This window comes from Arthrobacter sp. zg-Y20 (assembly GCF_030142075.1).
GTDB lineage: Bacteria > Actinomycetota > Actinomycetes > Actinomycetales > Micrococcaceae > Arthrobacter_B.
Genome location: NZ_CP126241.1, coordinates 2,264,510 through 2,284,276, shown reverse-complemented (window position 1 = coordinate 2,284,276; position 19,767 = coordinate 2,264,510). Strand labels below are relative to the sequence as shown.

Annotated in this window: 24 protein-coding genes; 18 read left to right on the top strand and 6 right to left on the bottom strand. The window is 66.8% G+C overall.

Annotated elements, in window-relative coordinates:
- The first annotated feature begins 182 nt into the window (after window positions 1–182).
- The 9 genes from rpsP (at window position 183) to QNO06_RS10960 (ending at window position 5,613) form a co-directional block, all read left to right on the top strand.
- Window positions 183–590 (top strand): 30S ribosomal protein S16, encoded by a 408-nt coding sequence (rpsP, locus tag QNO06_RS11000; RefSeq protein WP_227911702.1) that lies wholly within the window; start codon window positions 183–185, stop codon window positions 588–590.
- Between the two features lies 1 nt (window position 591).
- Entirely contained in the window at window positions 592–834 is a 243-nt protein-coding gene (locus QNO06_RS10995) for an RNA-binding protein (protein WP_227911701.1), read from the top strand.
- A gap of 169 nt (window positions 835–1,003) precedes the next feature.
- Entirely contained in the window at window positions 1,004–1,600 is a 597-nt protein-coding gene (gene rimM, locus QNO06_RS10990) for a ribosome maturation factor RimM (protein WP_227911700.1), read from the top strand.
- On the top strand, window positions 1,601–2,380 hold the full coding sequence (gene trmD, locus QNO06_RS10985) for a tRNA (guanosine(37)-N1)-methyltransferase TrmD (RefSeq protein ID WP_227911699.1): 780 nt from the start codon (window positions 1,601–1,603) through the stop codon (window positions 2,378–2,380).
- 252 nt (window positions 2,381–2,632) lie between these two features.
- Window positions 2,633–2,992: a 50S ribosomal protein L19 gene (rplS, locus tag QNO06_RS10980; protein ID WP_227911698.1), complete on the top strand. Its 360-nt coding sequence runs from the start codon at window positions 2,633–2,635 to the stop codon at window positions 2,990–2,992.
- A gap of 5 nt (window positions 2,993–2,997) precedes the next feature.
- On the top strand, window positions 2,998–3,708 hold the full coding sequence (lepB, locus tag QNO06_RS10975) for a signal peptidase I (RefSeq protein ID WP_227911697.1): 711 nt from the start codon (window positions 2,998–3,000) through the stop codon (window positions 3,706–3,708).
- An 11-nt stretch (window positions 3,709–3,719) separates the two neighbouring features.
- The gene (gene lepB, locus QNO06_RS10970) at window positions 3,720–4,490 is read left to right on the top strand and encodes a signal peptidase I (RefSeq protein ID WP_442860141.1); all 771 of its coding nucleotides are present in this window, start codon (window positions 3,720–3,722) and stop codon (window positions 4,488–4,490) included.
- The gene (rnhB, locus tag QNO06_RS10965; protein ID WP_227911696.1) at window positions 4,487–5,296 is read left to right on the top strand and encodes a ribonuclease HII; all 810 of its coding nucleotides are present in this window, start codon (window positions 4,487–4,489) and stop codon (window positions 5,294–5,296) included. The genes lepB (QNO06_RS10970) and rnhB overlap by 4 nt, the downstream gene beginning before the upstream one ends.
- Window positions 5,293–5,613, top strand: a complete 321-nt coding sequence (locus tag QNO06_RS10960; RefSeq protein ID WP_227901490.1) for a DUF2469 domain-containing protein — start codon at window positions 5,293–5,295, stop codon at window positions 5,611–5,613. The genes rnhB and QNO06_RS10960 overlap by 4 nt, the downstream gene beginning before the upstream one ends.
- A 3-nt stretch (window positions 5,614–5,616) precedes the next feature.
- Here QNO06_RS10960 and QNO06_RS10955 read toward each other — a convergent pair whose 3' ends face one another.
- Window positions 5,617–6,207: a GNAT family N-acetyltransferase gene (locus tag QNO06_RS10955; RefSeq protein ID WP_227911695.1), complete on the bottom strand. Its 591-nt coding sequence runs from the start codon at window positions 6,205–6,207 to the stop codon at window positions 5,617–5,619.
- 41 nt (window positions 6,208–6,248) lie between these two features.
- Between QNO06_RS10955 and QNO06_RS10950 the strand changes: the two genes are divergently transcribed.
- The 9 genes from QNO06_RS10950 to QNO06_RS10910 all read left to right on the top strand — a co-directional run bounded on the left by QNO06_RS10950 (window position 6,249) and on the right by QNO06_RS10910 (window position 14,499).
- Entirely contained in the window at window positions 6,249–6,848 is a 600-nt protein-coding gene (locus QNO06_RS10950) for a 2'-5' RNA ligase family protein (RefSeq protein WP_227911694.1), read from the top strand.
- Window positions 6,849–6,883: 35 nt separating this feature from the next.
- Window positions 6,884–7,927: a hypothetical protein gene (locus QNO06_RS10945; protein WP_227911693.1), complete on the top strand. Its 1,044-nt coding sequence runs from the start codon at window positions 6,884–6,886 to the stop codon at window positions 7,925–7,927.
- A gap of 103 nt (window positions 7,928–8,030) precedes the next feature.
- On the top strand, window positions 8,031–8,387 hold the full coding sequence (locus tag QNO06_RS10940; RefSeq protein WP_227911692.1) for a YraN family protein: 357 nt from the start codon (window positions 8,031–8,033) through the stop codon (window positions 8,385–8,387).
- Between the two features lie 52 nt (window positions 8,388–8,439).
- The gene (locus tag QNO06_RS10935) at window positions 8,440–9,210 is read left to right on the top strand and encodes an STM3941 family protein (protein WP_227911691.1); all 771 of its coding nucleotides are present in this window, start codon (window positions 8,440–8,442) and stop codon (window positions 9,208–9,210) included.
- Window positions 9,211–9,370: 160 nt separating this feature from the next.
- A complete protein-coding gene (locus QNO06_RS10930) occupies window positions 9,371–10,924 on the top strand; it encodes a YifB family Mg chelatase-like AAA ATPase (RefSeq protein WP_227911689.1) in 1,554 nt (517 codons plus the stop codon).
- Window positions 10,921–12,129, top strand: a complete 1,209-nt coding sequence (gene dprA, locus QNO06_RS10925) for a DNA-processing protein DprA (RefSeq protein WP_227911688.1) — start codon at window positions 10,921–10,923, stop codon at window positions 12,127–12,129. Before QNO06_RS10930 ends, dprA begins: the two co-directional genes overlap by 4 nt.
- Before the next feature lie 68 nt (window positions 12,130–12,197).
- Entirely contained in the window at window positions 12,198–12,731 is a 534-nt protein-coding gene (locus tag QNO06_RS10920) for a methylated-DNA--[protein]-cysteine S-methyltransferase (protein WP_227911687.1), read from the top strand.
- Window positions 12,732–12,916: 185 nt separating this feature from the next.
- Window positions 12,917–13,822, top strand: coding sequence for a tyrosine recombinase XerC (locus tag QNO06_RS10915; protein WP_227911690.1), 906 nt, complete (start codon window positions 12,917–12,919; stop codon window positions 13,820–13,822).
- A gap of 173 nt (window positions 13,823–13,995) precedes the next feature.
- On the top strand, window positions 13,996–14,499 hold the full coding sequence (locus tag QNO06_RS10910; RefSeq protein ID WP_227911686.1) for a DUF3145 domain-containing protein: 504 nt from the start codon (window positions 13,996–13,998) through the stop codon (window positions 14,497–14,499).
- 87 nt (window positions 14,500–14,586) lie between these two features.
- Here QNO06_RS10910 and fabF read toward each other — a convergent pair whose 3' ends face one another.
- From fabF to QNO06_RS10885, 5 genes are all read right to left on the bottom strand, one after another.
- Complete coding sequence (fabF, locus tag QNO06_RS10905) at window positions 14,587–15,822, bottom strand: beta-ketoacyl-ACP synthase II (protein ID WP_227911685.1); 1,236 nt, start codon at window positions 15,820–15,822, stop codon at window positions 14,587–14,589.
- 87 nt (window positions 15,823–15,909) lie between these two features.
- Window positions 15,910–16,155, bottom strand: a complete 246-nt coding sequence (locus QNO06_RS10900) for an acyl carrier protein (protein ID WP_055240832.1) — start codon at window positions 16,153–16,155, stop codon at window positions 15,910–15,912.
- A 116-nt stretch (window positions 16,156–16,271) separates the two neighbouring features.
- Window positions 16,272–17,333 (bottom strand): beta-ketoacyl-ACP synthase III, encoded by a 1,062-nt coding sequence (locus QNO06_RS10895; protein ID WP_227911682.1) that lies wholly within the window; start codon window positions 17,331–17,333, stop codon window positions 16,272–16,274.
- A complete protein-coding gene (locus tag QNO06_RS10890) occupies window positions 17,330–18,283 on the bottom strand; it encodes an ACP S-malonyltransferase (protein ID WP_227911681.1) in 954 nt (317 codons plus the stop codon). The genes QNO06_RS10895 and QNO06_RS10890 overlap by 4 nt, the downstream gene beginning before the upstream one ends.
- Before the next feature lie 109 nt (window positions 18,284–18,392).
- Complete coding sequence (locus QNO06_RS10885; protein ID WP_442860139.1) at window positions 18,393–19,622, bottom strand: PucR family transcriptional regulator; 1,230 nt, start codon at window positions 19,620–19,622, stop codon at window positions 18,393–18,395.
- Window positions 19,623–19,767 lie beyond the last annotated feature (145 nt).

Genomic DNA, 19,767 nt, shown 5'->3' with positions numbered 1-19,767 from the left:
GGGCCCGCCGGCGCCGTGAGTCGCAAAACGAGGAACCATCTGGCACAATGGTCAGGTACTCGATCTGCGCGGCCCCTCTCTCCGTGCATGCATCTTGTCCTTTTGAACCCCAACGTTATGGCCCGCCCCACGGGAGCAGAAGTACGGGTTCGCCCCATTTCAGATCAGGAGTGACCACAAAAGTGGCCGTAAAGATTCGCCTTAAGCGCCTTGGCAAGAAGTTCTCAGCACACTACCGCGTTGTTGTCATGGATTCCCGTGCCAAGCGCGATGGCCGTGCCATCGAGGAAATCGGACTGTACCGTCCGACCGAGGACCCGTCGTACATCGACATCAAGTCCGACCGCGCCCAGTACTGGCTCGGCGTCGGCGCCCAGCCGTCCGAGCAGGTCGCAGCACTGCTGAAGATCACCGGTGACTGGCAGAAGTTCAAGAACATCGACGGCCAGGAAGGTACCCTGCGTACCAAGGCCCCGAAGGAAGCCTTCGTGGCTCCCGAAAAGAAGTCCGTGATTGTCCCCGAGGCAATCACCCCCAAGGCCAAGAAGGAGGAAGCTCCCGAGGCTTCCGCCGAGGCTGAGGCTGAGTAAATTGCTCGCTGAAGCACTGGAGCACCTCGTGCGCGGAATCGTTGACAACCCTGAGGATGTCAACGTTTCCGCCAAGAGCAACCGCCGTGGGGAAACCCTCGAGGTTCGGGTTCACCAGGAAGATCTGGGCCGGGTCATCGGCCGGCAGGGACGGACGGCCCGCGCACTGCGCACGGTCATCGCCGCCCTTGCCAACGGTGAGCAGGTCCGGGTTGACGTTGTGGACACCGACCGGCGCCGCTGATAATCAACGGCGCAGCGGAAGCGGACAGTTCTTCCTTGCAGTACCAGCAGTAAAAGCAGTACACAGGATCCGGCCCCGACACCAGATAATGGTGCAGGGGCCGGATTTTTTGTGAGGCGGGTTCCCGCCCCACCATCCCAGGCGAGACAACCCCGACAGAGGAGATTCCATGCAGTTACAGGTGGCACGCATCGGCAAGCCGCACGGCATCCGCGGCGAAGTGACCGTCCAGGTGCTGACCGACGCGCCCGCGGACCGCTTTGTCCCCGGCACCGAACTCACCGTGGAGCCGGCCTCCAAGGGGCCGCTGACAGTGATCAGTGCCCGCTGGAACAAAGACATCCTGCTGCTCGGTTTCGAGGAAGTAGAGGACCGCAACGGCGCCGAGGAACTGCGCGGCGTCAAGCTGTTCATCGATACCGAAACCGCCGACGAAGATGACGACAACGAAGGCTGGTATGAGCACGAACTGGTGGGCCTGAAGGCGCGGGTGGGCAACGACGTCGTTGGCACCGTCAGCGGGCTGCGGACCCTTACGGTCCAGGACCTGCTGGTGGTCGAAGACACCAACGGCGCGGAAATCCTGGTGCCGTTCGTTGAGGCCATCGTCCCTGAAGTGAACGTCGAAGGCGGCTACGTGCTGCTCACTCCGCCCGAGGGTCTCTTCGAGCTGAACAAGCCCGAAGACAACAAGCCCGAAGACAAGAAGCCCGAAGACAAGAAGCCCGAAGCCGGCGCGGCCGACACGAAGGAAGCCGGACAGTAAGTGCGTATCGACGTCGTCAGTATCTTCCCGGAGTACCTCGCCGCCCTTGAGCTGTCCCTCATCGGCAAGGCCCGGCAGGACGGACTGCTGGACCTGTCCGTGCATGACCTGCGGGACTTCACCACCGACCGGCACCGCACCGTGGATGACACCCCCTACGGCGGGGGAGCGGGAATGGTAATGAAGCCCGAACCCTGGGCGGCGGCGCTGGAATCGGTTGCCGGCGACGGCGAGGAACGCCCCGTCCTGATTGTTCCTTCGCCGGCGGGCGCGGTGTTCACCCAGGCCATGGCCTACGAGCTGGCTGAGGAGAAGCACCTGGTCTTCGCCTGCGGCCGCTACGAAGGAATCGACGAACGGGTCCTGGAATGGGCCGGGGAACACTTCGACGTGCGTCCCGTCAGCCTGGGCGACTATGTGCTCAACGGCGGGGAAGTGGCTGTGCTGGCCATGGTGGAAGCCGTGGGCCGGCTGGTGCCCGGCGTCGTCGGCAACCCCGAGTCGCTGGTGGAGGAATCCCATTCCGACGGGCTCCTGGAATACCCGGTTTACACCAAGCCCTCCGACTGGCGGAACCGGCCCGTCCCCGAAGTCCTGCTCAGCGGCAACCACGGGAAAATCGCCCGTTTCCGGCGGGACGAGCAGCTGCGCCGCACCGCGGCCCGCCGCCCGGACCTGATCGAAAAGTTCGACGCCGCTGCCCTGGACAAAGCGGACCTGGCCACCCTGGCCGCCCTGGGGTACGAAGTGCGCGGCGGCCGGATCCTTCCTCCGGCCTGATGCCCCGCCCGATCCGCTCCAGCTGATTGGTGGTGCCGGGTCGGATATGGCAAAATAAAGCATTGTGCCATCTGGGTCCGTACCTGCCACAGGGGGAACGCGGCCAACAGCCAGGCACGCCGGCAGCCCAACTTCGGGTTCCTGCCGGTCCTTTACCTTCGACAGCATCCGTGCGGCCCCGGTTTCGGGACGCATTCTTGCTGCCGTTACCAAAGTGGATGACCTGTGGCGTCCACCAGGAGTGATAAACAAATGCACATCCTAGATTCTGTTGACGCAGGCTCCCTGCGTACGGACATCCCCGAGTTCCGCGCCGGTGACACGGTCAAGGTTCACGTAAACATCATCGAAGGCAAGAACACCCGTGTTCAGGTCTTCCAGGGCTTCGTGCTCAAGCGCCAGGGCGACGGCCTCCGCGCGACCTTCACGGTCCGCAAGGTCAGCTTCGGCGTCGGCGTGGAGCGTACCTTCCCGGTACACTCCCCGGTCATCGACAAGATCGAGGTTGTATCCAAGGGCGACGTCCGCCGCGCCAAGCTGTACTACATGCGCGACCTGCGCGGCAAGGCAGCCAAGATCAAGGAAAAGCGCGACTTCCGTCCCGCCAAGTAATTTACTTGTCTGCAGCATCCGCCTCCGGGGACCCCTCCGCGAAGCACACAGAACGCCGGCCCCGGATTGCGGGCTGGCGTTTTGTGCTATGTGCTCTCGCTGCGGCGGTCATCCTCGCCGCCCTTGTCCGGGCCTTCCTGTTTGACGTTTTCTACATCCCCTCGGATTCCATGCAGCCGCTGCTCGAACCCGGAGACCGTGTGCTGGTGTCCCGGATCGCGTATGCGTCGGAGGACATCCGCCGCGGCGACGTCGTGGTCTTTGACGGCCGCGGCTCGCTGGCACCCCTGCACAGTGGACGTCCCGCCCTTGAAGAGGCGGCCGTCACCGTGGCCCGCTGGGTGGGCCTGGCCGGCAGTGACACCGTGTACGTGAAGCGGGTGGTCGGTGTGGCGGGGGACCGTGTCAGCTGCTGCAGTGACTCAGATCCCCGAATCACCGTTAACGGAACTCCGGTGGATGAGCCGTACGTTTATGAAGGTGACGCCCCCAGCGAGCAGCCGTTCGACGTCGTCGTTCCCGAGGGCCGCCTGTGGGTCCTGGGGGACCACCGCTCCGTTTCGGCGGATTCCCGTTCGCTGCTGGGGGCACCGGGCGGCGGGCTGATCTCCACCGAAAGGGTGATTGGGCAGGCCCAGCGGATTCTTTGGCCGCTTGGACGCAGTACCAATATTGACCGGCTATCCTTAGGAGCCGAGTGGACAACGGAGAAATAAGAGGAAACGCAATGTCGCAGCAACCGGACCAGTCCCCCGACGGGACGCCCGGCTCCGGGGAGCAGCGGGACCACGCCGCCCACGCCATGGCACCCAAGCAGAAGAAGCGGGGGCTCGGGGCGTGGCTGCGGGAAGTGCTGACCATCGTGGTGATAGCCCTGGTGCTTTCCTTCCTGATCAAGACCTTCCTTTTCCGGGCGTTCTATATCCCCTCGGGGTCCATGGAAGAGACGCTGGAGATCAATGACCGGATCTTCGTCAACCTGCTGGTGCCGCAGCCGATAGACCTGAACCGCGGCGACGTGGTGGTGTTCAAGGACACCAAGGGCTGGCTGCCGCAAACAGTTGAAAAGCCGGCGAATCCGGTACGCGAGGCGCTCACCTTCGTGGGGCTGCTCCCGGATGAATCCCAGCAGCACCTGGTCAAGCGGGTCATCGGCACCGAAGGCGACCACGTGGTGTGCTGCGATGCGGACGGCAAGATCACCGTCAACGGCGAAGCCCTGGACGAGCCGTACCTTTACCCCGGCGCCACTGCCTCTGACATTCCCTTCGATGTGGTAGTCCCTGAGGGCAAGGTCTGGGTGATGGGGGACCACCGCAACGCCTCCGCCGATTCGCGCGAACACCAGGCCGGTGAGGGCGGCGGCTTCGTCGACGTAGGGGACATTGAGGGCAAGGCTGTAGTGACCGCTTGGCCGTTGAACCGGATCGGCGGAGTCAGCAGCTATTCCGAGGTCTTCGAAAACGTTCCGGAACCCGAAGGAAGCAGCAGCAAGTGAGCACTGCCGTAAGAGCTTCCGCGGCGTCCAAGGCACCCACCCTGCGTTTTGAACGGACCTTCGCCGCGCAGGGGCACCAAATCCTTGCCGGCTGCGACGAGGTGGGGCGTGGTGCCCTGGCTGGCCCGGTGTCGGTGGGGCTGGTGGCCGTTGACCTGGCCACGGTGCGTTCCCTGAAAGGCGTCAGGGACAGCAAACTGCTCTCCGTGGCGGACCGGAACGCCCTGGTGCCCCAGATCAAGAAATGGGCGCTGGCCTGGGGCGTTGGACACGCTACCGCTGCGGAGATCGACCTGTTTGGGCTCACGGCGGCGCTGCGGCTCGCCGGAACGCGGGCCTGGGATCAGGTGTGCCTCACCCGGCGGCCCGACGTCGTGCTTTTGGACGGCAATTACAACTGGCTTTCCCCCGAGCGGCAGGGAAGTCTCTTCGACGGTCTGGAGGCAGCCGGCGGCGTCGGCGGCGTCGGCGGTCCCGCGGCGCTGGCCCCAGGCGAGGGCTGCGACGCGGAAGTCCACACCAGGATCAAGGCAGATATGCAGTGCCTGAGCGTAGCGGCTGCCAGTGTCCTGGCGAAAGTGGAACGCGACGCCATGATGGTAGAGTTTGCCGCTGCTAACCCGCACTACGCGTGGGAGATCAATAAGGGCTATGCCACCGAGTCGCACCGTGCGGCCATCGATACCCATGGACCTACGCCGCTGCACCGCATGTCCTGGCATCTGGGCTCCAAGCCGAGGCCCGGGGAAACGGCGGCGGTGCCGGGGGACGACCTAAGCCCAGTTGGGGGGATGATAGGAACATGAGCGCCGAAGACCTTGAGAACTATGAAACGGACATGGAGCTCCAGCTGTACCGGGAGTACCGCGACGTTGTCGGTCTCTTCAGCTACGTGGTGGAAACCGAACGGCGGTTCTACCTGGCCAACCATGTGGACCTCCAGGCGCGCTCCGCCGACGGCGAGATCTACTTCGACCTGACGCTCCAGGACGCCTGGGTATGGGATGTCTACCGCTCCGCCAGGTTTGTGAAGAGCGTCCGCGTGATCACGTTCAAGGACGTCAATGTGGAGGAACTGACCCGCAACGACGACCTCACACTGCCCAAGGCGGACGAACTCTAGGCGTTACTCCACGCCCGCCGGCACGGACGGCAGCCGCCGTGCTGTGTCTGCCCAGCTGGCCGCCGGCTCCCTAGAATCACCGTTGGCCAGGGTGGAAATCCAGCCTTCAACCATCTTGCCGCGGTGGTTTAGCAGATAGGGAACGGCTATCGGTGCCGGAAACCCGCAGCGCCAGACCGTTTTGTAGCTGCCGGCGTTTCCGGCGTTCGCGCTCCAAGTCACCACGTCCCAGCCCAGCTCATCGAAGGCGTGGCCGAGTACCAGCCGCACGGCGCGGGACATCAGGCCGCGGCCGCGGAATTCCGGTGACGTGACGAAGCCCAGGTTGCCCGAGTTCGCACCCTGGAAGCGCAGGTCAATGGTCCCCGCGTAGCTTCCCCCGGTTTCCAACGCCCAGGACACGGCATTTTCCTGCGGCACCGAAATGCCCGCAAGATACTCCCGCGCCATCTCCGGCGTATAGTCCAGCGGGACCGTGGTCCATTTGATTGTGAGCGGGTCCAGGCACCGGGCGTAGACTGCGTCGAGGTCGGCAGGAGTATGCGGGCGCAGCGCCAGCGGGCCGTCGACCAGCCGGGGGATTTCGAAAACCATCCCCACATCCTAGGCACGGAGGACCGGTCTAGACTGCTGACATGCCCGAGCACCGCACCGGTTTTGATGCCAACCGGCGGCTGTATGCCCAGATGCAGCCCGACGCTGGCTCGCTGGCGCATCTGCTCGCCCTGCGGGATTCCCTGACCTCGGGTGCGCCGCGAGGGACCCGTCCGGTGCCGCGCGGCCAGCTGCACTTGACACTCATCCATTTCGGTAAAGTGCTTGACGTGCACCGGGTCATCAGTGCGGCCACGGGCATCAGCCTGCCTGACTACGGGCAGCTGCTGGCGGGATACATCGAGCGGACAGAGGCCCTCCTGCCCGAGGACTCCTTCCGGCTGCAGCCCGTGCACCTGACCGGATTCGGCGCGCACGGACGGACCCTCGTGGCGGAATACGCTCCCACCCCGCAGCTTGCCGCGCTGCACGCAGCCCTGCTGACAGAGCTGACCGGGTTCCTGGCCGCCTGCGGGATTGGGGACACTGCCGGGTTCATGGCGGGCGACCCGAACTTCATGTTCGCGCAGACGCTGCGCCCGCACATCACCCTTGCCCGCGGTTACACGGGGGAGCCGCCGGCGCTGCCGCTGGCGCCGGTAACGCTTACACCCATGCCGGTGGTCTACCCCGGGCACTGACCGCGTGCTGACGCGTGCTGTGCGAGGATGGCCGCGTGAATACCGATCAGCTGCTCGCCGGACCCAGGGGCCGCCGGCTGTGCCTGTCCCTGGCCGCGGAACTGGAGCCGCGTATCCGCATGGCCGTCTTCAACCTGGGCTATGAGCTTGACCCGGGCAAGGGGGTTTCGGTTGTCCGGTTCGGAACGGCTACCGACGCCGGGGGAGCCACCGACCTTCCGGCCGCTTCGCCGGAGGAGCTGGGTGCGCTTCTTGCTGCCGTGGACGTGCCGGATCTGGCCGAGATGCCGGTGCTAGCTGCCCTCGACGCAGCCGTGGCCACAGCCAGGTACTGGCAGGCACCGGACGGTGAGGACGTCCTGGCAGCGCTGCCGGTCATCCGGGAAGCGCTGCGTCCCGTGGCGGACCGGGTCAGGGCGTCACCGGGAGCGGGCTGGTGGGAGCAGCCCCGTGCCCGGGAACAGTGGGCCGTCGACTGGCGGGATCCGGATGCTCCCGCACCGTTGGGGCAGGACCTGCGCACGGTGCTTGCGGAGTGGGCACGGAACACACGTGCCGAGGAGCTCAGAGCGTTGGAAAGTTTCCGCTACGCCTCCGGTTCCTGGTGGTCGATCCCCGTTGGCCTCCTCGGCACGATCAGAGCGCTCCCCGTCGGATTGGACTTGGTGGAGGACGCCCCGGGGTGGCGGGAGGCCACCGCGATTCCGGTTCGAGGGGACGGCCGGACCTACGAAATCCGTACCGCGGACGACTGGGCGCAGCTGTGCCGTGCGTTCCCGCTGGAGGTCACGGCCTCCCGCCGGCGCGACTGGTTCCAGGTCACCGGCAGGGACGGCCGGTGGGTGATCCCGGACTGGGAACGCGTGGGCACGCAATGGGATGCCGTCCACCTCACGGTCCTGGGATATCTGGCCTGTGCCGGCCGGGCACTGACCGTGGACAGCGACACGGAGTCGGTGATAGCCGGTTGGGACCCGGACCGGACGATCTGGCTCACCGACGTCGTACGCGAGACCGGTGGACAGCGGCAGTCGTGGCACCGTTCCCAGCCTGGTGATGCCTGGCAGGAGCAGGCTTAGTCCCCTCCTCCCCAACGCCGCCTTCAGCGGCCGCGTCCGCCCGGGACTGCACACGGCGGATGAACCGCGGCAGGGCTGTGCGCGCCGGCGCAAGGATGGCGACATGAAAGCCAAAGACATCCTGGGCAGCCGCGGCGAGGAGCTGGCGGCCCAATACCTGGCCGCCGCAGGAATGACCATCGTCGACCGGAACTGGCGCTGCCCCGAAGGAGAGATCGACCTGGTGGCCGTGGACGGCGCCACCCTGGTGGTGGTGGAGGTCAAGACCCGGTCATCCCTTGCCTACGGGCACCCGTTTGAAGCCATTACCCCGGCGAAACTCGCCCGGTTGCATGGTCTGTCCGCGGCTTGGGTGCGCGAACATGGACGGTATTTTGCGCACCGCCGGATCGATGCGGTGGCGGTGCTCGACGACGGCACGGGGCGGCCGCTTGTAGAACACCTGCAGGCAGTGGGCTGATACCGCCCGGCGCCGTCGTATGATGAGCCCCGGCACTTAGGGGGACGGCGGGATGAAAGACATCGTAAACAGCGGACGGGAAGACCATGGGCTGGAAGCGGAAGCGGACAGGGGATTGGGCCCCGGCTTGAGACCCACTTTGAGTCCCGGTTTGGAGCCCTTGACCTTTTCGGTTTCGAAGATCCGTGTTCTCGGACTGGGCCTCATGGCACTGTTGTTCGCCGCGGGATGCGCGGCGTTGGTAGTGCATGGATTCACCGGCCATCACCATCACGGCAGCGGCCGCGTTGGCGGCGGCTTGGCAGAGGTGGTGGCAGGCTTGATCGGTGTGGCCTTCTTCGGCGGGGGCGCTTTTTTCTTCGTTTGGAAGAAACTGCGGGAGCCGGAACTGCTGACGCTCACCGAGCAGGGCATCATGGTGGCGTCGGGAGGCTTCATCCCCTGGGATAACTTCGCCGCCGTCGGCATCGGCCGGACCATGGGCGGCCCGGGCGGTGCCAAGATCATCGGAATTCGGGTGAAATCGCAGGAGCGCCTGGTCGCGACCATGTCCCCGGGCGATATCCGCGCGGTGCAGGGGGTAGCCAAGGCGGGCAGATTATTTGGCCGGATCATGCCTGGCAGGGGATTGCGCGGGCAAAGGGAAGCCTTGGGCGCTTTGCGCTCCGTGCCCCAGCACGGCCCGGTGGCCACTTTCCAGTGGACGCGCGATGTGTCCGGCTGGGACGTGAGCTGGTCCCCGCTGGTATTCAATCGCCGCAGCGCCACCGTGGTGCGGATCATTGAGGATTACCACCGGGCAGTGTTGAAGCTCCGTCCCTAGCCCAGGGCCTTTTCCTCCACAGACCCGGGATTCCTGTTCCCGTTGCTGCGCCGTCCACATCCGTGCGGCGGGCGCGTGCCCGCCGCACGTCACCGGGACATGGTGGAGGCATGAGAGCCAGTGAACCCCGCAGAGGGTGCTACCCGATCCCGGTGTTCCCGTGAGCCTGGGACGGACGTACGGAGTGGGACTGGTGGGCCTGCACGGCAGGATCGTGGAGGTGGAAGCGGACATCGGCCAGTCGCTGCCGTCCTTTGTCCTGCTGGGCCTGCCGGACGCATCGCTGAACGAGGCCCGTGACCGGGTCAAGTCTGCCGCCAAGAACGCCGGGCTGCCGCTGAGCCGGCGCCGGATCACCGTCAACCTCATGCCAGCCGATGTGCCCAAACACGGCTCCGGGTTTGACTTGGCCATTGCTGTGGCCGCCCTCTGCGCAGGCGGCACGCTGAGGAGCCCCGGACGGTGCGTCTTTCTCGCCGAACTGGGGCTGGACAGCAGGCTCCGCCCCATCCGTGGCGTCCTCCCGGCCGTCATGGCTGCTGTGGCTGCCGGGTTCACGGACATTGCCGTGGCTGCGGAGAATGCTGGCGAAGCAGCGCTTGTTCCCGCCGCCCGTGTGCGCGGCTACACCTGCCTGGCCGAGGTCGCCGCAGACCTCGGTGCAGACCCGGAGCAGCTGGTCTTTCCCCCGCCGGCCAGCCGGGCAGCGGATGACTCGCCGGCAGGGGAGGAGACGGACCAACCCGCCCGCCTTCCGGACCTTGCCGATGTGGCGGGGCAGCAGGAGGCCCGGTTTGCAGTGGAGGTCGCGGCGGCCGGCGCCCATCATCTGCTGATGACCGGCCCGCCGGGTGCAGGCAAGACCATGCTCGCCGAACGGCTGCCCGGGATCCTGCCGGATCTTCCCGACGATCAGGCAATGGAGGTTACGGCCATCCATTCCCTGGCCTGGCAGGGAAGGCCCTGCCGGCAGCTGCTGCGCCGGCCGCCGTTCGAAAGCCCGCACCACACCGCCTCCCCTGCGGCAGTGATCGGCGGGGGCAGCGGAATACCCCGGCCCGGGGCAGCCTCACGGGCGCACCGCGGAGTGCTGTTCCTGGATGAGGCTCCCGAGTATGAGCGGCGGGTCCTGGACGGGCTGCGTCAACCGCTGGAAAGCGGGCAGCTGGTGCTGCACCGGGCTGCGGGCACAGCGGTCTACCCCGCCCGTTTCCAGCTGGTCCTCGCCGCGAATCCGTGCCCGTGCGGGCTGGCAGCCGGGAAGGGAATTGACTGCACCTGCACCCCGCAGCAAAGACGCCGATATTTCAGCAGGCTTTCGGGTCCCCTGCTGGACCGGGTGGACCTGCAGCTTACGGTCCAGCGGGTGTCGCTCGGCGACTATTTCGGTTCCGATGCGGCGGAGGGAAGCGGGGCGGTCGCTGCACGGGTACGGCAGGCGCGGAGCCTGCAGCGGGAACGTCTGCTTCCGCTGGGGTGCGAAACGAATGCCGAAGTAACAGGTTCGCTGCTGAGGGATGTCCTGCGGCCGCCCTCCGCGGCCACAACGGCACTGGACCGCGCCATGGAGCGGCAACTGCTGACCGCCAGGGGATATGACCGGGTGCTGCGGGTGGCTTGGACCATCGCTGACCTTGCCGGTCACCCTGTGCCCGGGGCCGACGACGTCGGGCAGGCGCTGGCTTTCCGCAGGCAGGGAGCGGCAGCAGCATGAGCACCGTGGAAGAGGAATTGCTGCTGGCCCGTGCGGCGCTGTCCCGGCTGTTCGAACCCTCAGACACCGTGGGGCTGGCGCTGGTCTCAGCCGCCGGACCGACGGCGGCCCTGCGGATCGCCTCGGGTGAGGTTCGGCTGCCGCCTGAGGTCGCTGCCGGCATCGGGCAGATGCTGGGGCCTGCGGGTATGGCATCAGGTCCCGGAGTGTTCACTGAGGCATTGGGCCGGTGGACGCCGCGCGTGGCAGACCTGGCCCCGGGCCGGGACCTGGAAACCATCCGCCGGCTGGGCGGCGAACTGCTTATCCCGGAGGATCCCCGCTGGCCCGAAGCACTGCGGCACCTGGAAGCGGGTATGCCGCTGTGCCTTTGGGTACGCGGCAACCCGGAGGCCGCTTTTCCTGAACTGAACCGGACCGTTGCGGTGGTGGGCTCCCGTGATGCCACCGGATACGGGCTGTCGATCACCGGAGACATCTCAGCAGGGCTGGCCAACCGCGGATACACCATTGTTTCCGGCGGTGCCTACGGCATCGATGCCCAAGCACACCGTGCAGCGCTCGCAGCTTCCACCGGCAACAGCGCAGCCACCATCGCCGTGATGGCGTGCGGGGCCGACAGGTTCTACCCGGCAGGCAACGAAGACCTCCTGCGCAGCGTCGCCGACCGCGGACTGCTGCTCTCCGAGGTGCCGCCGGGGTCGGCGCCCACTCGATGGAGATTCCTGCAGCGCAACCGGATTATCGCGGCCCTGAGCGCCGCCACCGTAGTGGTTGAAGCTCGATGGCGCTCCGGTGCGTTGAACACGGCCCATCACGCCGCCGGCCTGGGACGCGAGGTAGGAGCGGTCCCGGGGTCCGTGTACTCAGCCAACTCAGCCGGATGCCACCGCCTGCTGCGGGACGGCAGCGCGGTGTGCGTGACCGACGCGCAGGAAGTCGCCGAACTTGCCGGTCCGCTGGCGGACTCCCGGACGCCGGACTCGTTGGGCCCGGCGGCTCCCTTGGAAGACCACGACGGCCTGACCGTCGAAGACCTCCTGCTCCTGGACGCCCTGCCGGTCCGCAGCTCCACCACTATCGACAAACTCGCCCGGGTCGCCGGACTGTCAGTGCCCGGAGTGCGCGCAGGCCTGGCGCGGCTGGAATTGGAAGGTCTGGCCATCCGGCCCGGCCCCGACCAGTGGCGCAGGGGGCACCGGTGACGGCACACCGGCTGCCACATCACACAGATCCATCACCAGTTACCGCTAGCGAAAGGAAACACCCGGAAATGCTCACCCATAAGATCATCACTTCTCCCCTGGGAGTGCTCACGCTCGTCGCCTTGGACGGGATCCTGACTGCCGTCCGGCTGGGAGCGCCGGCGTCACCTGCAGGTGCCGGAACCCCGTACGGGCTCGCGGCCGAGGACGGCTTCGAAGAGGCCGAACGGCAGCTCGCAGAATACTTCGACGGCCAGCGGTGCTGCTTCACGCTGCCAACCAACCCAATGGGAACCTACTTCCAACGCAGCGTGTGGGCCTTGGTCCAATGTGTCGGGTACGGCAGCACAGCCAGCTACAAGCAGGTAGCGGTGCTGCTCGGCGACGCGGCGAAAGCAAGGAGCGTGGGCGCCGCCTTGGCGCGCAATCCCCTGAATATCGTGGTCCCCACCCACCGGGTGCTGGGCTCACGAGGGGCCTTGACCGGCTATTCCGGCGGAGTGGAAGCCAAACGCTACCTGCTGGAGCTGGAGCAGGCACCGGAAACCGAACACCTGAGACTCACCTGCCGGCCGGCGGATACCGATAACGTGCCGGCCTGACCGGCGGGCACGGGCGTCCCGTCGGTCAAACCGCCCACAGAGGCTGAGCGGACCGGTGTCCCGCGAGCCTGCTTGAACGGCCGGGGTAAAGGTAGAACAGTGAGGAGGTGACATCCAAGACATCGGCAGACGGGGCACCGGAGACCGGTGCCGCCGGCACTGCTCCGGGCCCATCCGCCTGGCCCGTGGAATTCCATGCAGCCGTTGAAGGCTTTTGCCGCTACCTGGCCGCCGAACGGGGGCGTTCGGAGCATACGGTCCGCGCCTACGAATCGGACCTCTCTCAGTTGCTCGACTACGCGTTGGCTTCAGGCGCGGGGAAGCTGCAGGATCTGGACCTCGGGATCCTGCGCGGCTGGCTCGGCGAACTTAGCGCCTCCGGACAGGCCCGCGCCACGCTTGCGCGGCGTGCAGCAACGGTACGGAGTTTTGCCAACTGGGCGCTGCGGGAAGAACTGATCTCGGAGAACCCGGCACTGCGGCTGAAGGCTCCAAAGAAGGAAAAGACGCTCCCGGGCGTGCTGCGCACCGGCCAGCTCGACGAACTGTTCGCATCCCTCAAGGCAGCAGCCGCCGAAGGCGAGCCGGTGTCCCTGCGGGACCGTGCCATGGTGGAGCTGCTGTACGCCACGGGCATCCGCGTGGGGGAGTTGTCCGGACTGGACGTTGATGACCTTGATCCGGACCGGAGAACCCTCACCGTGATTGGCAAGGGCAACAAGGAACGCACCGTGCCCTACGGACTGCCGGCAGCACTGGCAGTAGACGACTGGCTGCGCCGAGGCCGCCCGGCACTGGCCGGCGCGGACAGCGGGCCGGCGCTGTTCCTGGGCAAGCGCGGGCGCCGGGTGGACCAGCGCCAGGTCCGCAGCGTCGTTGCCGTACTACTGGATGCCCTGCCGGACACCTCCGCCACGGGCCCGCACGCCCTGCGGCACTCCGCGGCAACACACCTGCTCGACGGCGGGGCGGACCTGCGGGCGGTCCAGGAAATCCTGGGCCATTCCTCGCTGGCAACTACGCAGCTGTATACCCACGTCTCCGTGGACCGGCTGCGCCAGAGCTACAGCCAGGCACACCCGCGCGCGTAGGCGCAACAGCGGCAGGTTCCACAGGCGCCGCAAGTTTCAACACGGCCCCGCAGGCCGCATTGGCACAAACCGGTAACTTGCGGCACAATGATTCACAGCGGGACGCTGGAGCCGGATATCCGCCCATGCAGCAGGTCGTTGGGGAAGACGCACCTACAGCTATGGAGGATGGAATGTCTGTTGTGATGGCGCGCGGAGTACTCTTTGTGCACTCTGCCCCTTCCGCGTTGTGCCCTCACATTGAGTGGGCCATCGGATCCGTCGTGGAAAAGCGAACGGATCTTCAGTGGACCCCTCAGCCGGCCGCGCCCGGCATGGTGAGGGCCGAGATCGCCTGGACCGGACCGCAGGGTACCGGTTCCCTCCTTGCCTCGGCCCTGCGCGGCTGGGCCCACCTCCGCTACGAGGTCACCGAGGAACAGAGCCCCGGCGCCGACGGCAGCCGCTGGGCCCACACCCCGGAACTGGGTATTTTCCACGCCGCCACCGACGTGCACGGCAACATCATGATCTCCGAGGACCGGATCCGCTACGCCTACGAGAGCGGCGCCGGAGACCCCTCCGCCGTCTACCATGAACTTTCACTCGCCCTGGGCGAGGCCTGGGACGACGAACTGGAACCGTTCCGGCATGCAGCGGACGGCGCGCCCGTCCGCTGGCTCCACCAAGTCGGCTGACTCTCTTTACTCCATAGCAAAAAGCAGGCGTCCGGTCCCCGCGGGGACCGGACGCCTGCTTTGTTTCCCGACGGGAACCGGCGTTGCCTAGTGGTTGCGCAGCACGGCGACGGCGTTGTGCCCGCCGAAGCCGAACGAGTTGCTCAGGGCGACAATGTCGCCGTCGCGCAGCTTGCGGCTGGACGTAACCACGTCCAGGGGAATCTCCGGATCCTGGTTGTCCAGGTTGATGGTCACCGGGGCCTGGCGTTCATATACAGCCAGTGCAGTCAGGACCGCTTCAACCGCACCAGAGGCACCAAGCAGGTGTCCCATCTGGGACTTGGTGGCAGAGACGGCCACGCCGTCGAGGGCGTTGCCCAAGGCGGCCTTCAGCGCGGTGTACTCAGGCTTGTCACCCACCGGGGTGGACGTGGCGTGGGCGTTTACGTGCACTACGTCTTCCGCCTGGGCGCGCGCATCAAACAGGGCCGCCTTCAGGGCCCGGGTGGCGCCAAGGCCCTCGGGGTCAGGTGCCGTGATGTGGTAGGCGTCAGCAGTAACGGCAGTGCCGGCCAGTTCGGCGTAGATCCGGGCGCCGCGTGCCCGGGCGTGCTCTTCGCTTTCCAGGACGAGGGCGCCGGCGCCCTCACCCATCACGAAACCGTCGCGGTCGCGGTCGTATGGCCGGGAGGCGCGTTCGGGATCGTCGTTGCGCTTGGACAGGGCCTGCATCGAGGCGAAGGAAGCCAGGGGCATCGGGTGAATGCAGGCCTCCGCACCGCCGGCCACCACAATGTCGGCCTTGCCGGAGCGGATCAGTTCCAGCCCCTGGTGCAGGGCCTCGGTACCGGACGCGCAGGCGGAAACCGGGGTATGGGCGCCGGCCCGGGCGCCAAGGTCAAGGCTGACCGCAGCGGCGGGACCGTTGGGCATCAGCATCGGCACGGTCATGGGCAGGACCCGGCGAGGGCCCTTCTCGCGGAGGGTATCCCAGGCGTCCAGCAGGGTCCAGACTCCGCCGATGCCAGTGGCAAACGTGACCGCCAGGCGGTCCTGGTCCACGTCTTCCAGGCCGGAGTCGGCCCAGGCTTCGCGGGCAGCGACGACGGCGAACTGGGTGGACGGGTCCATCCGCTTGGCTTCGACACGGGAAAGGACTTCAGAGGCGGGATTCGTGACCCGCGCCGCGAAGGTGACGGGCAGGGAGTACTTCTCAACCCACTCGTCTTTCAACGTGCGGGCGCCGGAGACACCCTGCAGTGCGTTCTTCCACATGGTTGGGACGTCCCCGCCGATAGGCGTGGTCGCACCAAGGCCTGTGATGACTACTTTGCGGGCCATGATTCACTCTCTTGAAGCAGTTGCTGTTGGGGTGCCGGCATCCCGGCGGTACCGGGCGGCCGCCGCAGGGCGGCGGCCGCCGGCTGGTTACGCCTGGGCGTTGGAGATGAAGTCCACGGCGTCGCCGACGGTCTTCAGGTTCTTGACCTCTTCGTCCGGGATGCGGACGCCGAACTTCTCTTCGGCGTTGACCACGATGGTCATCATGGAAATGGAGTCGATGTCCAGGTCATCGGTGAAGGACTTGTCCAGCTCAACGGCTTCGGGGGCCAGACCGGTCTCTTCGTTGACGATCTCGGCGAGGCCGGCCAGGATTTCTTCGTTGCTAGCCATGGTGGCTCCTTTTCTAGTAGTGCCGGTACGGGACCGGTCCGGTTTTCCAACCGCCGCAGCGGTGTGGTTTCAGGGCCGTGCGGGTCCGGAAGGATCCGCCCGGCGGGTGGTGCAGCCTAAGGGAGGACAACTACCTGCGCGCCGAAGACCAGCCCGGCACCGAATCCGATCTGCAGCGAAAGCTTGCCGCTCAGTTCCGGGTGTTCCTTCAGCAGCCGGTAGGTGGCCAGCGGAATGGACGCCGCCGAGGTGTTGCCGGCGTCGGCAATGTCCCGGGCAATGATGACCGATTCAGGCAATTTCAGCTGCTTGGCCATTTCGTCGATGATCCGCATGTTGGCCTGGTGGGGCACGAAGGCGGACAGGTCGTCGGCGGTGATGCCGGCGGCGTCGAGGGCCTGCTGGGCTGCTTTCGCCATTTCCCACACCGCCCAGCGGAACACGGTCTGGCCGTCCTGGCGCAGCGTCGGCCAGAGCTTGGTGTCCCGGGCGGCGAGGTCCGCGGGGCTCATCCCGCCGTCGGCCTCGGCGGCCAGGGACAGCTCGCGCACGTCAAGCATGGAATGGGTCATGCCGATTGCTCCGGACTTGCTGCCGTCCGAACCCCAGATCGAAGGTGCAATGCCCGGAGTTTCGGACGGACCAACGACGACGGCGCCCGCGCCGTCGCCGAGGAGGAAGGAGATGGTGCGTTCGGTGTTGTCGATGAAGTCCGAAAGCTTCTCCACACCGATGACCAGCACGTAGTTGGCCGCACCGGAACGGACCAGCGCATCCGCCTGGGCCACGCCGTAGCAGTAGCCGGCGCAGGCGGCGGAAACGTCGTAGGCGGGTGCCGGGGTGGCCCCCAGCCGTTCAGTGATCTGGGTGGCGGCGGACGGGGTGGCGAACGGGTGGGTCACGGTGGAAACGATGACCGCCCCCAGCTGTGAGCCGTCGATGCCGGCGTTCTGGAGCGCTTCCCGTCCGGCAGCTTCGGCCATGTCCACCACCGAGGTGCCCTTGTCCGCACGGTGCCGGGTGACGATGCCCGTACGCTGGCGGATCCATTCGTCCGAGGAGTCGATCCACTGGCACACGTCGTCATTGCTGACAATGACGTCGGGGCGGAAAGCGCCGATGCCAAGGATCCGGCTGAACTCGTTGACGGGGGATTGCTTCAGGGTGGGCGTGCTCACGCGTTACCTTCTCCGGTTGGTGCGCCGGCACCGGAATGTTCACGGATGAACTCCCGGGCGGCAGATATATCTTCTGGGGATTTCAGGGCCATGGTGGGAACCCCCTTCATGCCCCGGCGGGCCAGCCCGGTCAGGGTTCCGGCCGGCGGCAGTTCCAGGAGCCCGGTGACGCCCATGGCCAGCATGTTCTCCATGCACAGGTCCCAGCGTACGGGCCGGGAAACCTGGGCGATCAGGCTGTCGAGGTTCGCTTCGCCCGAAACCACGGCAGCGCCGTCGTGGTTGGAGAGGAGGGTCGGCAGGGGAGCTTGCGGAGAGAGGGAGGAACGCAGCGCCTCGAGGACGGTGACGGCCGGTGCCATGTGGGCGGTGTGGAAGGCGCCGGCAACCTTCAGCGGGATCACGCGCGCCTTGGCCGGTGGTGCGGCGGTGAGGACTTCCAGCTGGTTGTGCGTTCCGGCAGCCACAACCTGCCCGCCGCCGTTGGCATTGGCGGCGGTGAGCCCGGCGGCTTCCAGGACGGCGGCAACGTCGTCGGGATCCCCGCCCAGGATGGCGCTCATGCCTGTGGGCTCAACGGCGGCGGCGCGTGCCATGGCGTTGGCGCGCTCCCGCACGAAAACCATGGCGTCTTTCTCCTGCAGGGCCCCGGCGAGGGCGGAGGCAGTGATCTCTCCGACCGAATGTCCGGCCAGCACGGTGGAGGATGTCAGCTGCGACGGGTCCAGCAGCAGGCGGGCTGCCATCAGCCCTGCCGCGACAATCAGCGGCTGGGCCACCGCGGTGTCCTTGATGGTGTCCTCGTCGGAGACCGTGCCGTGGGCAATGAGGTCCAGCCCGGCAAGGTCACTCAACGCGGAAAGATGTTCCCGCACTCCGGGCAGTTCCAGCCACGGCGCGAGGAATCCTGGTGTTTGGGACCCCTGGCCGGGGCAGACAATTGCAAGCACGTATACAGCTTTCCAAACTTAGGGGACGGGACCGGGTGTTTGCGTAGACCAAGCTCCCGGGACGGGGTTGTAGGAAGTCTACAAGGCAGGATCGGCGCTTGGACAAGTTTCAGGCGCGTGCCGGAGGCTTTTCCGGCGTGGCTTTGCCGGCCGGGGCCAGCCGGCCGACCACCAGTGCGGTCTGCAGGACAAAGGCCTCGCGGGGCAGCATGGGGTCCCAGCCGGTGACGTCGCAGACGCGGCGCAGCCGGTACCGGACGGTGTTGGCATGGACGAAGAGTTCCCGGGCGGTGGCTTCCAGGGAATGGCCCAGCGAGAGGTAGGCGCTCAGGGTGTCCGCCAGCCCGTTGGAGGCCCCGAGCAGCGGGGTGTAGATGCTTTCCACCAGGGCATTGCGTGCGGTGTCATCGCCGGACATCACCCGTTCGGGCCACAGGTCGTCCGCAGCCACCGGACGGGGCGCGGCAGGCCAGGCCCGGGCTGCGGTCAGGCCGGCAAAGGCCGCCTGTGCGGACGGGCCCGCCTCTACCAATGACGAGGCCGGGGGACCGTAGACCACCGGCCCCGGCCCGAAGAGGTCCGAGAGCCGGGTGTAGGAAAATGCCTTGTCTTCCAGACCGCCCAGGACCAGGATCAGCCGCTCGCCCTGAATGCCCACGAGGGTGTCCTCGGCCAGCCGGCCGGTAGCCCGGCGCAGTTCGTTGACGAAGGTGGCGTTGGCTTCGGCCGGCGAGCCGCCCACCATCACTGTGACCGGCGCCGTCGAAGTCCACCCGACGGCGGCGATGCGGGAACGCAGCGCGTCGGAGCTTTCGCCGCGGAGGATCGCGTCAACCACCAGCGCCTCCAGCCGCGTGTCCCATGCACCGCGGGTCTCCGCCGCGCGGGCGTAAACGTCAGCAGCGGCGAACGCCACCTCGCGGGAGTAGCGGAGCACCGCTTCACGCAGCTTCGACTGGACCTCGTTGGCAGCCAGTTCAGGCACGCGGTCCTCCACGACCTGGACCACTACGCGGATCAGCTGCAGTGCCTTCTGAAGGCTGATCGAGCGGGTGAGCTCGGTGGGGGCGGTGCCGAACACATCGCTGAGCACCCAGGCCGGGGATGCCGGGCGCTGGTACCAGTTCACAAAGGAGGCAATGCCTTTCTGGGCCACCATTCCCAGGGCCGAGCGTTCGTCCGGGCGCAGTCCTCGGTACCAGGGCAGCGAAATATCCAGCTGCTGGAGGGTCGCCGTGGAGAGCTTGCCGATGTTGGCCTTCAGGCGCTCCACGGTGGACTGGTCTGCGGCCGGCGGCTTCTGCGTCGAGGCAGCGGACGTGCTGGGACTCATTGGCATACCTGCGAGCTTACGGCCTGCGTACCCGAACCACCATTTTGTGTGAAGGCTACAACTTCGCTAGGCCGGCAGCTTGGGCTTCACGCCATTGGTGTAGACACCCTCCAAAGCGTCGGCCAGGTCGGTGAGCGTAGCCGGCAGGGAG

Coding starts and splice junctions, on each gene's coding strand:
- QNO06_RS10950 (WP_227911694.1), top strand. CDS start 6,249: ATGCCCGAGCACCGCACCGGTTTTGATGCCAACCGGCGGCTGTATGCC.
- rplS (WP_227911698.1), top strand. CDS start 2,633: ATGCACATCCTAGATTCTGTTGACGCAGGCTCCCTGCGTACGGACATC.
- QNO06_RS10955 (WP_227911695.1), bottom strand. CDS start 6,207: ATGGTTTTCGAAATCCCCCGGCTGGTCGACGGCCCGCTGGCGCTGCGC.
- lepB (WP_442860141.1), top strand. CDS start 3,720: ATGTCGCAGCAACCGGACCAGTCCCCCGACGGGACGCCCGGCTCCGGG.
- QNO06_RS10910 (WP_227911686.1), top strand. CDS start 13,996: ATGTCTGTTGTGATGGCGCGCGGAGTACTCTTTGTGCACTCTGCCCCT.
- QNO06_RS10940 (WP_227911692.1), top strand. CDS start 8,031: ATGAAAGCCAAAGACATCCTGGGCAGCCGCGGCGAGGAGCTGGCGGCC.
- QNO06_RS10885 (WP_442860139.1), bottom strand. CDS start 19,622: ATGCCAATGAGTCCCAGCACGTCCGCTGCCTCGACGCAGAAGCCGCCG.
- QNO06_RS10935 (WP_227911691.1), top strand. CDS start 8,440: ATGAAAGACATCGTAAACAGCGGACGGGAAGACCATGGGCTGGAAGCG.
- dprA (WP_227911688.1), top strand. CDS start 10,921: ATGAGCACCGTGGAAGAGGAATTGCTGCTGGCCCGTGCGGCGCTGTCC.
- QNO06_RS10920 (WP_227911687.1), top strand. CDS start 12,198: ATGCTCACCCATAAGATCATCACTTCTCCCCTGGGAGTGCTCACGCTC.
- QNO06_RS10900 (WP_055240832.1), bottom strand. CDS start 16,155: ATGGCTAGCAACGAAGAAATCCTGGCCGGCCTCGCCGAGATCGTCAAC.
- QNO06_RS10960 (WP_227901490.1), top strand. CDS start 5,293: ATGAGCGCCGAAGACCTTGAGAACTATGAAACGGACATGGAGCTCCAG.
- rimM (WP_227911700.1), top strand. CDS start 1,004: ATGCAGTTACAGGTGGCACGCATCGGCAAGCCGCACGGCATCCGCGGC.
- fabF (WP_227911685.1), bottom strand. CDS start 15,822: ATGGCCCGCAAAGTAGTCATCACAGGCCTTGGTGCGACCACGCCTATC.